Origin of the sequence: Stenotrophomonas sp. PS02289 (assembly GCF_029960115.1) — a bacterium.
Lineage (GTDB): Bacteria > Pseudomonadota > Gammaproteobacteria > Xanthomonadales > Xanthomonadaceae > Stenotrophomonas.
The window spans coordinates 1-9964 of record NZ_JASCOZ010000160.1; the positions used below are offsets into that span (position 1 = coordinate 1).

Annotated in this window: 8 protein-coding genes; 3 read left to right on the forward strand and 5 right to left on the reverse strand. The window is 65.6% G+C overall.

Annotation, left to right across the window (positions count from 1 at the left end; genetic code table 11):
- Positions 1 to 87 precede the first annotated feature (87 nt).
- The 4 genes from QMX83_RS17415 to QMX83_RS17430 all read right to left on the reverse strand — a co-directional run bounded on the left by QMX83_RS17415 (position 88) and on the right by QMX83_RS17430 (position 5485).
- Positions 88 to 1890: a DUF885 domain-containing protein gene (locus QMX83_RS17415; protein WP_282297903.1), complete on the reverse strand. Its 1803-nt coding sequence runs from the start codon at positions 1888 to 1890 to the stop codon at positions 88 to 90.
- Between the two features lie 69 nt (positions 1891 to 1959).
- Positions 1960 to 2475, reverse strand: a complete 516-nt coding sequence (locus QMX83_RS17420; protein ID WP_282297904.1) for a cytochrome c oxidase assembly factor Coa1 family protein — start codon at positions 2473 to 2475, stop codon at positions 1960 to 1962.
- A gap of 29 nt (positions 2476 to 2504) precedes the next feature.
- Complete coding sequence (locus tag QMX83_RS17425; protein WP_282297905.1) at positions 2505 to 4733, reverse strand: S9 family peptidase; 2229 nt, start codon at positions 4731 to 4733, stop codon at positions 2505 to 2507.
- 62 nt (positions 4734 to 4795) lie between these two features.
- Positions 4796 to 5485 carry a glutathione binding-like protein gene (locus tag QMX83_RS17430; protein ID WP_282297906.1) on the reverse strand — a complete coding sequence of 230 codons (690 nt, stop codon included), beginning with the start codon at positions 5483 to 5485 and terminating at the stop codon, positions 4796 to 4798.
- Positions 5486 to 5740: 255 nt separating this feature from the next.
- Here QMX83_RS17430 and QMX83_RS17435 point away from each other — a divergent pair, with 255 nt between their 5' ends.
- Positions 5741 to 7279 carry an MASE1 domain-containing protein gene (locus tag QMX83_RS17435; protein WP_282297907.1) on the forward strand — a complete coding sequence of 513 codons (1539 nt, stop codon included), beginning with the start codon at positions 5741 to 5743 and terminating at the stop codon, positions 7277 to 7279.
- A gap of 4 nt (positions 7280 to 7283) precedes the next feature.
- Here QMX83_RS17435 and QMX83_RS17440 read toward each other — a convergent pair whose 3' ends face one another.
- Positions 7284 to 7547 (reverse strand): hypothetical protein, encoded by a 264-nt coding sequence (locus QMX83_RS17440; RefSeq protein WP_282297908.1) that lies wholly within the window; start codon positions 7545 to 7547, stop codon positions 7284 to 7286.
- 461 nt (positions 7548 to 8008) lie between these two features.
- Between QMX83_RS17440 and QMX83_RS17445 the strand changes: the two genes are divergently transcribed.
- Both QMX83_RS17445 and QMX83_RS17450 read left to right on the forward strand, forming a co-directional pair.
- Positions 8009 to 8647 carry a TIGR00645 family protein gene (locus tag QMX83_RS17445; protein WP_282297909.1) on the forward strand — a complete coding sequence of 213 codons (639 nt, stop codon included), beginning with the start codon at positions 8009 to 8011 and terminating at the stop codon, positions 8645 to 8647.
- A 188-nt stretch (positions 8648 to 8835) separates the two neighbouring features.
- Positions 8836 to 9855 carry an energy transducer TonB gene (locus QMX83_RS17450; protein WP_282297910.1) on the forward strand — a complete coding sequence of 340 codons (1020 nt, stop codon included), beginning with the start codon at positions 8836 to 8838 and terminating at the stop codon, positions 9853 to 9855.
- The last annotated feature ends 109 nt before the right edge of the window (positions 9856 to 9964 follow it).

Consider the following 9964-nt stretch of genomic DNA (forward strand, 5'->3'; position numbering starts at 1 on the left):
GCCGTTGGCCGGCCCTCATGAACGTTGGAAACATTCCATGGGCCGGCCAACGGCCGGCGCTACCGGGATGCCGAGCGAAGCTCCCTCTTATCGGTGCTTCGGAATGAACACCTCATTCACCGCCTGGGCCAGCTGGTCCGGCGGCAGCAGACCCTGGTCGAGCAGGAAGTTGTTGAACGCCAGGCGGTCAAACTTCGGCCCCAGCGCCAGCTCGGTCTGCATGCGCAGTTCCAGGATGCGGGTGTAGCCGTAGAAGTAGCTGCCCGCCTGGCCCGGCATGCGCACCATGTAGCGGTCCAGCTCCTGCGTGGCCATGGCCTTGGACAGACCCACTTCGTCAATCAGCATGCGCTCGGCATTGGCGCGGTCGATCAGGCCCAGGTTGAGCATCGGGTCGAGCATGGCGCGGGCCGCGCGCAGCAGGCGGAACTGCAGCGCGATCAGCTGCCCGTCCAGCGGCTCGTACGGCACCATTTCGGCTTCGGCATACAGTGCCCAGCCTTCCACGTTGACCGAATTGAACGCGAACATGGTGCGGGCCAGCGAGATGCCGCGCTCCACCATCGCGGTGAACTGCAGTTCGTGGCCGGGGCGGCCTTCATGCGCGCTCAGCGTCCACGCCGCCGAACCGAAGTTGAAGTCGTCGTACTGCGCGGCCTTGTCGCCGGCGGCCGGATTGCCCAGCGGCAGCACGAAAGTGCCCTGCTGACCGGTGTTGCCAACGAGCGGAGCCGGCAGGAAGTGCGGAGCCGGCGACGCCGCGCTTTCCGCTTCCGAGCCCAGGCGCATCTGCATCGGGCGCTGCGGCACATCCACGATCTTCTGTGCACGGATGATCGGATCGATCTGGTCGATCACGCCGCGGTAGTGGTGCTCGAGCTGGTCGTTGGCGATCTTGTCGCTCTTCAGCGCGCGGATCACCGCCACCACGTCGGTCGGGTCGGCGACCTTCAGGCCCTTGGCCTGCACCACCAGCGGAGCCAGCTGGCGCATCGCCGAGCGGGTCTCCATGAATTCCAGCTGGGCGCGCTGCATCAGCAGCTTGGGATCGATGTCGATGCCCACCTGCTTCAGCTGGAACGCGTACAGCGGCGCGGGCAGCTGCGCGTCCGCGCGGGCCTTGGGCAGCACTTCGGCGCGGGTCCAGTCGCGGTACTCGCGCAGCTGGGTGGCAATGGCCTTCAGTGCTTCGTCGGTGCCGGCGATCTTGTACTTGCCGAACAGCTTCTCGATGCCTGCGATGTAGGTGTCCACGTTCTCCAGCGACTGCTCGACTTCAATCTTGGTCGGCTGAAGCAGCGACTTGTTGGCCAACGCCTCTTCATAGCGCTGGCGCGACAGCGTAGTCACCGCCGTGGTGCCGGGAGCCAGGCCGGCATAGGCCTTCAGGCGGTCGAGCGCCTTGGCACGGCGTGCTTCGGGCACCTGGTCGGAGAGCAGCAGGTTGATGCCGCTGAACACCAACTGCGGGGTGTCGGTCCACGGCAGCAGGTACTTCTCGTTGAGTTCGCTGCCTTCGATGTTGCGGGTGGCCGCGGCGATCATGATCGCCAGGTCCTGGCGCACGTTCGGATTACGCTCGGTGGCCAGCTTGGCCTGCAGTTCGCTGCGTCCCTTGGCCATCGCGGCGCGGTAACGCGCGGCGTTGCCCGGGCCGAAATCAGCGACCTTGTCGTCGTAGCCCGGCACGCCGAAGAAGCCGGTTTCTTCCGGCTGGAACGGGCCCTGCGCATCGAGCAGGATCTGCGCCAGTTCATTGCTGCGGGTCACCCAGGCCGGGCTGGCCGGTGCCTTGCTGGCAGCCGGGGTTGCGGCCAGGGCGGCCGGCGGCGCGCTGAGCGCGGCGGGAACGGAAAGGACCAGCGCGACGGCAAGGGCAAGCGGCTTCATGCGGAACTCCGGGGTGGTGGATGGCTGCGACCGTACCCACTGGAACGGATTACGGCAATCGGCCGGAGGTCATGTATCCGTCGGCGGAGCCGGCAGGCAATGGTTCTGCTCGCGGCACTCCTGCAACGCACATACGTTGGCCGCCTCGGCGTCATCCAGCGCGGTCAGGTCGATCGCCTCGGCCGTCTCGGTCAGCACATACATCCGCGGGTAGTCCCAGCGCCCGTCTTCCCGGCGCGCCTCCAGGAACAGCTGGCCGCTGCCCTTGGATCCCTTCAGGTCGACCACGAACTCGCTGTAGCCACTGCCATCGGCGTTGCGCTGCATGTTGCCGCTGGGCAGGTAGCCATCGTGGATCGGTTCGCCCAGCACATGCCGCAACTCGATGCTGCAGCGCGCGCGGCGCATCGCCTCCTGGTACGGCGCGCTGCTGCGGCTCCAGTGCGACCACTGCGCCAGCGCCAGCCACACCACCCCCACCAGCACGGCAATGCAGGCCAGCACGCACAACGGCATGGCCCAGCGCCAGTGGCGGCTCCACCATCCGGTCGCGTGGACCGGGGGCAGCGCAGGGGGTGGGGTCATCGGCGTCCTCCTTGAGCCAGTGCGTGGAATTACGGCGTCAGGCAGCGGCCCAGGAAGTCTTCCGCCAGACGGTAACGGTGCAGCGCATTGCTGCCCGACAGTCCGTGCTTGGCCCCCGGGTAGGTCATCAGCTCGAACGGCTGGCCGCGCTTCTGCAGCGCGCTCATCAGCTCGGTGGAGTTGGTGAACAGCACGTTGTCGTCGGCCATGCCGTGAATCAGCAGCAGGCGCGAGCGCAGGCCATCGACATGCGCCAGCACGCGTGCTTCTTCGTAACCCTTGGCATTGCGCGCCGGCAGGTCCATGTAGCGTTCGGTGTAATGGGTGTCATACAGACCCCAGTCGGTCACCGGCGCACCCGCCACGCCGCAGGCGTACTGATCAGACGCCTTCGCCAGCAGCATCAGGGTCATGTAACCGCCGTTGGACCAGCCCTGCACGCCGATGCGCGCGGGATCCACCCACGGCTGCTGCTTCAGCCATTCCACGCCCTTGAGCTGGTCGGCCACTTCCACCGTGCCCTGCACGCCATACAGCGCGCCGCCGAAGTCACGGCCACGACGCGGCGTGCCGCGGTTGTCCAGCGAGAACACCACGTAGCCACGCTGCGCCAGATACTGGTTGAACAGATGGTCGCCACGGCCGGGCCAGCTGTTGGTGACGGTCTGGCTGGCCGGGCCGCCATACACGTACACCGCCACCGGATAGCGCTTGGCCGGGTCGAAGCCGGCCGGCTTGATCAGGCTGTAGTTCAGTTCGGTACGACCGTCAGCGGCGGTCAGCGTGCCGAACTCGACCGGACGCTGCGCCTCCAGATAGCGCGCATAGGGATGGTTCGGGTCGGCCAGATTGTTTTCCACCAGCGTGGCGATCTTCTCGCCGTTGGCACGGTGCAGCGAAATCTGCGGCGGCGTGGTGGTGTTGGACCAGCTGTCCACATACACACTGGCGTTGCGGGCGAAGCTGGCGGTGTGCATGCCATCGGCCTGCGACAGGCGCTTGATCGCGCCACCGGCCAGCGGCACCGCGTAGATCTGGCTCTCGCGGGCCGAGTCCACCCCGGCGCGGAAGTACACGGTGCCGGCGTCTTCATCGACCGCCAGCAGTTCGTCCACCGGCCACTGGCCAGAGGTCAGCGCGGTGACCGTCTTGCCGTCGGCGGCCACGCGGTACAGGTGCTGGAAGCCGGTGCGCTCGGACGACCACACAAAGCCGCCGTCCTTGAGGAAGTGCAGGCTGTTGTGCAGCGGCACCCAGGTTTTGGAGGTTTCGGTGGCCAGGGTCTGCTGCTTGCCGCCGGCAAGATCGGCTTGGATCAGCTCCAGCGTCTTCTGGTCGCGCGACTGGCGCTGGAAGGCCAGCTGCTGCGGGCTGCGCCAGTCCACGCGGGCCAGGTAGATGTCCGGGTTGGAGCCCAGGTCCACCCAGCGCGGCGCGGCGGCAGTCTTCGGGGCGACCACGCCCAGCTTCACGGTGACGTTGTGGTCGCCGGCCGCCGGGTAGCGCTGCTCGATCATTTCCACGCGGTCGGCGTACATCTCGTAACGCTTCTGCACCGGCACCGGCGATTCGTCGATGCGGGCGAAGGCAATCGCCGAGTCGTCCGGAGCCCACCAGTAACCGGTGTGGCGATCCATTTCCTCATCGGCGACGAATTCAGCCACGCCATTGCCGATGGTGTCGCTGCCGTCGGTGGTGAGCTGGATCTGCTTGCCGCTGGCCAGGTCGATCACCCACAGGTTGCGGGCGCGCACGAAGCTGACAAAGCCGCCCTTGGGCGACAGCTTGGCATCGGTGGCGAAACCTTCACCGTGGGTGAGCTGGCGAACCGCCGCCTTGCCCTGCTTGGACAGGTCGTACAGGTACAGCTCGCCGCCCAGCGGGAACAGCAGGGTGTGGGCATCCGGCGACCACTGGTAGTCCACGATGCCGGTCATGGCCGCGATGCGCTGGCGCTCGCGGCGGGCCTTTTCGGCGTCGCTCAGGGTTTCCTCGCCCGGCAGCACCACCTTGGAATCGACCAGCATGCGGGTCTGGCCGCTGGCGATGTCGTAGGTCCACAGGTCCAGCTGGTTGCGGTCGGCCTCCTTGCCACGCAGGAAGCTCACCTGCGAGCCATCCGGAGCCACCTTCGGCTTCATCAGGGTCGGGCCGGACAGCGGCAGCGGGCCGGTGATGGCCTCAAGCGTGAGTTTTTCGGCGTGGACCATCGAGGTGGAGGCAATCATCAGGGCAAGGCTGGCTACAAGGTGGCGCATGGAGGGTTCCGGCGACGTCAGGCCCCCATCGTACCGTACCGCCGAGCCTTGCCCGGATATCCCTACCGCTGCCCGAACAGATGCTTGCGCTCTTCCTCGCTCAGCGGCTTGCCCGCATTCGGGTTCACCTGCTGCTTCAGCGCATACGCCCGCTGGGTCGCCGGGCGTGCGGCAATCGCCTCATGCCAGCGCTTCAGATGCGGGAACGCGGCAAAATCCGGCGGCAGCTTGTCGTACGCCCCGATCCACGGGTAGCTGGCCATGTCGGCAATGGTGTACTCGTCCCCGGCCAGATACGCGCTCTGCGCCAGGCGCTTGTCCATCACCCCATGCAGGCGGCGCACCTCATTGCCGTAGCGCTCGATGGCATACGGAATCTGCTCGGGCGCGTACACATTGAAGTGGCCCATCTGGCCGCTCATCGGGCCCAGCCCGGCCATCTGCCAGAACAACCATTCCAGCACCGCCACCCGGCCACGGGTGTCGGCCGGCAGGAACTTGCCGGTCTTCTCGGCCAGGTACAGCAGGATCGCGCCGGACTCGAACACGCTCTGCGGCGCGCCGCCGTCGGTCGGGGCGTGGTCCACCAGCGCCGGCATCTTGTTGTTCGGCGAAATAGCCAGGAATTCAGGCTTGAACTGGTCGCCCGACCCGATGTTCACCGGCTTGATCTGGTACGGCAGGCCCAGCTCTTCCAGCAGCAGGGTGACTTTGTGGCCGTTGGGAGTGGGCCAGTAATACAGGTCGAGCATGACGGCACCTTCGGGTTGGGAAAGTGGTGAGTGTATGTCGCAAGCGTCACGGCGCTGTCAGCAGGTGGGGAACAGTTAGTCCCACCAATCCGCGCCTGCGCCTTGACAGGGCGGCAGTAGGTCACCGCAGCCGGTGGGTTTCGTCTGATTCCGATGCGCATCTCTGCGACCGTGGGATTAAATTCCGGCCGCTACCACCTGCGGCATGTTGCCGCTCCTTCGAGATGCCCAAGCAGGTTGAACAGGAGAACGGATGTGCCGACGGACTTGCTGACGCAATGGTGGATCAAGGCCACTCGCCTGAACATTCGTATCGGGCTGGATGGGGTTCTGCTGGCACTGGCTTATGCCACCTGCTACGGACTATCCAGAAATGTATCGGTGGACCAGTTCTACCTGACGGCCGGCGTACGCCTATCCGCGCTCCTGCTCTGCCCACCTCGGCTCTGGCCGTATCTTTTTGCCGGCGAGTTCGCCTATCTCTTCCAGCTGCGGGAGCCGATGATGGGTACCTACGGCACCCTCTGGGTTCTGCTCAGTGCGGTTACCGTCCTGCCGGCAGTTGCAGTGCTGACACGGGTTCACGCGCGCGCAATTCGACTGGGTTCGACTACTTGGATCCTGACGCTGGCAGGTAGCGCCGCTGTCACCGCCACATTGATCAACGTGACACTTTCCGAGCAGCTGTGGCCTGTACCACCAGAGGTCAGCTGGCCCGTCCGCGCAGCGCGATATGCGCTTGGTGATCTGATAGGCATGCTGACACTGGCACCACTGGCGGTGCTGTGGATCCAACGGAGAAAGGGAGCGGCCACGAGCTTCCAGCCGCGCATTCCCGCACTTTTGTTGGCCGCAACATTGGTTGGGATGGGAGTTCTCGCAAGCCATCTTCCCGCTGACTCTACGAGCGCAAGCTCCACCCTCCGCGTCCTGATGGTAGTGCCAGCCGTTGCACTTACATGCATGCATGGTTGGCATGGAGCCGCGTTCGCGGTGCCGCTCCTGAACGTGACGCTGGGTGTCACGCTGGATGCCTCGGGCGAGCCGTGGTCCTTTGATGCGCCCGGCTATTCTGTACAGCTAATGCTTGCTGTCGCTGGGTGTGCACTGCTTGCCTTCGGATCCAGCATCAGCCACCACTTCAATCGATTCTCCGCGCGAGATGCGACCAGCAGGGAAGTTATTGATCTGGCGCGTTCTTCGCACGCGGCCTCAGAAGACAACCTGCGGCAGACGGCAGTGGGCATCAATCGTGTCGGGGAAGGCATTGATGTACATCTCAGCGAGACCGCTGACTGGCTGATCCGTCAGGGGCACCCTCGTGTCGCGGAGAACCTGATCAGTACATCGGCCTTCTACTCAAGAAAGTTCCGTGCCCAAGCGAGCCTCGTATATCCCACTGCCCTTGAGCACATCGGCCTTTATCTCGCGCTTCAGGTGGGCGGCATCAACGATCTTTGGGAGAGCACGGAGAGGCTGGCACAGCCTCGACTGATCGGTGATGCCTGTCGCCTTTCGGTTCCGCTCCAGCTGGCCGCCTACCGGACTCTCACCGATGCCGTTTCAATTCTGCTTCAGAATGAGAAGGGGCAGATCCGGGTCAATGCGCGGTGTGGGAAGATCGGCTGCGTCAGCGGCATCGTCGTAATTGTTGAGATCATGGATCGCGCCCATCTACTCACTGAAGAGACTGTGCAGGCGTCAAGTTCAAGACTGGCTGGCCGACTTTTGGCGCACGCAGGTGAGGTCCAGTGCAGGCGAAACCGGATTCGGATGGTGCTGATGGATTCGTGAGCGCTTAGCGTTCGAGGGCGTCCACATCCAGGCGCCATGCGGCTCCGTCTGAATCGACGTCCAGATGCAGTGAAAACTCGCCCTCTGGAGGCATCGGCAGCGCGGGCAGCTGCAATCCCGCAGTGGATTCTGCGGCAGGCAGGGCTGAGTAAACACCATCGATCCCTCCCGCAATCAGATGCACAGTTCCCCAGAGATCACTGACCTGGTAGTAGGCGGCACCGTCCCGCTCGAAGCCAAGTACGTTCCAATAAGGATGAACACTCAAATTGCGAGCTGCGGGATATGGGTGCCCCGGCCCCCTCCTGCGGAGCTGGACGGTATGGTCCGTCCCTGGGCAGCAGACTTTTCCAGCCGCCTCAGGCGGAAGCATGGCCGGAGCGCTATCGCCGGAGGGTGAGTCACCGGCAGCGTGGCCAACGAAGGGTGTCGCAATCAGCCCCAAGGCTGCCGCCAGTACGCGAAAGGTTGATGACCGCACGGAGATCTCCACTAAGAATGATGAAGGTGGAATCTAGACGGGAGCCGGCTGGACATCCCTGATAGAACTCCGAGAGTGGTGCTGTGGGTTGGAGCAGCCGGGCAAGCCCGGCTCTACGGGTTTCCGGCGATCGGGTAGTGCCCGGCGCAACCCTGAGCGCTCGTTCATGGGCCGGGGCTCCCCTGCCTTGGCACCGTCACCCGGTCCGGGTACCCTTCGGCAACCCCGCAATCCTCCTATTCAGCCCCATGAGCTCCTCCCCCTCTACCGGCATCAGCCCGCTTTCGTCCCTGATCTTCGCCTCGCGCTGGCTGCAGCTGCCGCTGTACCTGGGCCTGATCCTGGCGCAGTGCGTGTACGTGTTCCTGTTCGGCAAGGAGCTGTGGCACCTGATCCACCGTGCCAACAGCATGGGCGAGCAGGAAATCATGCTGCTGGTGCTGGGCCTGATCGACGTGGTGATGATCTCCAACCTGCTGGTGATGGTGATCGTGGGCGGCTATGAGACCTTCGTCTCGCGCCTGCGCCTGGAAAACCACCCGGACCAGCCGGAGTGGCTCAGCCACGTCAACGCCAGCGTGCTGAAGGTGAAGCTGGCCCTGTCCATCATCGGCATCTCCTCGATCCACCTGCTGAAGACCTTCATCGGGGCCGGGTCGCTGGACGGCCTGCCGCTGTGTGACACCCAGGCCTTCTATGACGCCGTTGCCTCGGTGACCGCCAGCGTCGGCCCGGACGCCGCGGCCAAGCTGAAGTGCGCGACCATGACCGCCAACGGCGTGATGTGGCAGACCATCATCCACGGTGCCTTCATTCTGTCGGCCATCGGCATTGCCTACACCGACAAGCTGATGTCGCACTCGCCGAGCAAGGCGCTGTCGCATTAAGCCCGGGGCGCGCCAGAATTCCGCCACTGGCGCAGTCACCCACATCAACGCCATGTGATGGTAGATTGAAGCTTCTGGCCGCCGGGCACCGCCCGGTGGCACGGCCCGGCGCGTCGGGAAACGCTCCGGGGTCCGGCCGGTCTGCCGCCTCAGACCTTACGTATCGTCGTTCTTCAAAGGGGAGTTGGATGTCGCACGTCAACACTTTCGTCAAGGCGCGCCTGTGGGTGCCGCTGACCCTGGCGGTGGCTCTGGCCGCCTGCTCGGGCAAGGATGAACCGGCGGCTCCGGCTGCTGACAGCGCGACCGCTCCGGCGGCCGCCCCTGCCGCGGCTCCCGCGCCGGCACCGGCCGTTTCGGCCCAGGTGCAGTCGATGGGCACCGAGGAACTGCGCGATTCGGCCAGCAAGGCCCTGCGCGAGAACCGCATGTACGCCCCGGCCGGCGACAACGCCATCGAGTACTACCTGGCGCTGCGCGACAAGACCCCGGACGACGCCTCGGTGAAGAGCGCGCTGACCGACCTGCTGCCCTACACCGTCATCGCCGCCGAGCAGAACCTGGCCCGTGAGGACTTCACCGAAGCCCAGCGCCTGGTGGCCCTGGTGGAAAAGGTGGACCCGGCCGCACCGGCGCTGGCACGCCTGAAGCAGGGTGTGACCGGCGGCATGCAGACCGCCCTGAAGCGCACCCAGGAAGAGACCGACAAGGTCAAGAAGGACGCCGAAGCCCGCGCCAAGCAGCTGGCTGACCAGCAGCGCCAGCAGCAGGCCGCCGAAGCCGAAGCGGCCCGCAACATCGCCGCCCAGGCCGAAGCCGCCCGCCGAGATGGCGAGCGCCAGGAAGCCGACCGCCAGGCTGCTGCCCGTCGTGAAGCCGAACAGCGCCAGCAGGCTGCGGCCGCCGCCGCTGCTGCAGCCGCTTCCCGCGCCGCCGCCCCCGCCGCCGCTGCCAACAACCTGCGTCCGGTCAGCACCCCGGCCCCGCGTTACCCCCCGGAAGCCCTGCGCGCCGGTACCTCGGGTGACGTGCTGGTGGAAATCACCGTCGGCACCGACGGCTCGGTCACCAACGCCCGCGTCCTGCGCGCCAACCCGGCCCGCGTGTTCGACCGCGAAGCACTCAACGCCGTCAAGCGCTGGAAGTTCGAGCCGGTCTCGGCTCCCGTCACCACCCGCCGCACCCTGGCCTTCGCCCCGGGCGGTTGATCGGTTGACCCGCTGTTATGAAAAGGCCCGGAGCGATCCGGGCCTTTTTTGTTGCCGTGCGATTTCCGGTAGCGCCGGCCGTTGGCCGGCCCTCATTACCGCCTGGGCC

Bases quoted from the DNA above. Each gene is read 5' to 3' on its own strand.
- QMX83_RS17415 (WP_282297903.1), bottom strand. From the start codon at position 1,890: ATGAAGCCGCTTGCCCTTGCCGTCGCGCTGGTCCTTTCCGTTCCCGCC.
- QMX83_RS17420 (WP_282297904.1), bottom strand. From the start codon at position 2,475: ATGACCCCACCCCCTGCGCTGCCCCCGGTCCACGCGACCGGATGGTGG.
- QMX83_RS17425 (WP_282297905.1), bottom strand. From the start codon at position 4,733: ATGCGCCACCTTGTAGCCAGCCTTGCCCTGATGATTGCCTCCACCTCG.
- QMX83_RS17430 (WP_282297906.1), bottom strand. From the start codon at position 5,485: ATGCTCGACCTGTATTACTGGCCCACTCCCAACGGCCACAAAGTCACC.
- QMX83_RS17445 (WP_282297909.1), top strand. From the start codon at position 8,009: ATGAGCTCCTCCCCCTCTACCGGCATCAGCCCGCTTTCGTCCCTGATC.
- QMX83_RS17450 (WP_282297910.1), top strand. From the start codon at position 8,836: ATGTCGCACGTCAACACTTTCGTCAAGGCGCGCCTGTGGGTGCCGCTG.